Genomic DNA, 1328 nt, shown 5'->3' with positions numbered 1-1328 from the left:
ATGTAGACGTTGTCCGGCGCGGCGACAGTTACCGATCCGGTGGTAGCGTTGGCTGCCACGTTGATCACGGTCTTGTCGGCCAGGGTGAAGGTCAGCGCGCCGTGGTTGTTGATCGGCAGGCCATCCGGGCCGGTCAGGGTCACGGTGTAGGTGATGGTGCCACCTTCGGTCGCTTCGGCAGACGCGGTCAGCTTGGCCACGACTTCGGTCGGGGTGTCCTTGATTTCGACAGTAGCCGAAGGCTTGGTTACCACCAGGTTCTCGAACTGACGACCATCCGGCACGCTGGTGCCGGTGATGCTGACGATCAGGTTGCCGCCGTCGACATAGACGTCTTCGCCCTGGACATCGTTGGTCCAGACAGCGGACAGCGTACCCTTGGTGATTACCACCGACTTGCCTTCACCCAACTGCACGGTCAGGTCCTGGTCCAGCTTCTCTTTGATGCTGATGGTGAAGGTCGGCTTCTCGTTCTCGAAGACCGAGGTCTGGTTGGCAACGATGCTCAGTTCGACCTTGTCGCCTTGGTTGTTGTCGCCTGGAGTACCCACGCCGGCTTCGTCGACCACTTTGGTGCTGGCAGCCTTGTCGTCCAGCTTGAGGTCTTCGAAGCGGCTTGCACCTGGGCCTTCCACCGACTTCAGCGACAGGCTGACGTTGGTGTCGCCGATGTACACGTTGTCCGGCGCAGCCACGGTCACACTGCCGCTGCTCTCGTTGGCCAGTACGTTGATGGTGGTCTTGCCGTCACTCAAGGTGAAGGTCATTGCACCGTGGTTGTTGATCGGCAAGCCATTCGGACCGTGCAGGGTCACGGTGTAGATGATGTTGCCGCCTTCGGTCACCTCCGGAGTCGCGGTCAGCTTGGCTACGACTTCGGTCAGGGTGTCCTTGATCTCGACACTGGCCGACGACTGGGTCACGACCAGGTTCTCGAACTGGCGACCATCCGGCACGCTTACACCGGTGATGCCGACGGTCAGGGAGTCGCCATCGACGTAGACGTCTTCACCTTGGACATCGTTGGTCCAGACAGCAGACAGCGTGCCCTTGGTGATTACCACCGACTTGCCTTCACCCAACTGCACGGTGAGGTCCTGGTCCAGCTTCTCTTTGATGCTGATGGTGAAGGTCGGCTTCTCGTTCTCGAAGACCGAGGTCTGGTTGGCAACGATGCTCAGTTCGACCTTGTCGCCGTGGTTCTCAGTGCCCGGAGCACCTGGGTTGCCTGGAGTACCTGGCTCGTCGGTGACTTCGGTGCTGACCGGCGTTTTATCCAGGGTCAGTTGCTCGAACTTGCCTGCGCCGGTGACCGAGGCGATCGACTT

At 60.2% G+C, this 1328-nt stretch carries 1 protein-coding gene; it reads right to left on the bottom strand.

What is annotated here, in order from left to right:
* Nucleotides 1-1328, bottom strand: a 1328-nt coding sequence (locus ACFY9W_RS29060) for an immunoglobulin-like domain-containing protein (RefSeq protein ID WP_391138297.1), incomplete at both ends; no start/stop codon positions are given.

It is taken from the genome of Pseudomonas sp. NPDC008258 (genome assembly GCF_042956345.1).
In the GTDB taxonomy this organism is placed as follows: domain Bacteria; phylum Pseudomonadota; class Gammaproteobacteria; order Pseudomonadales; family Pseudomonadaceae; genus Aquipseudomonas.
This window is presented reverse-complemented; position numbering and strand designations above follow the sequence as displayed.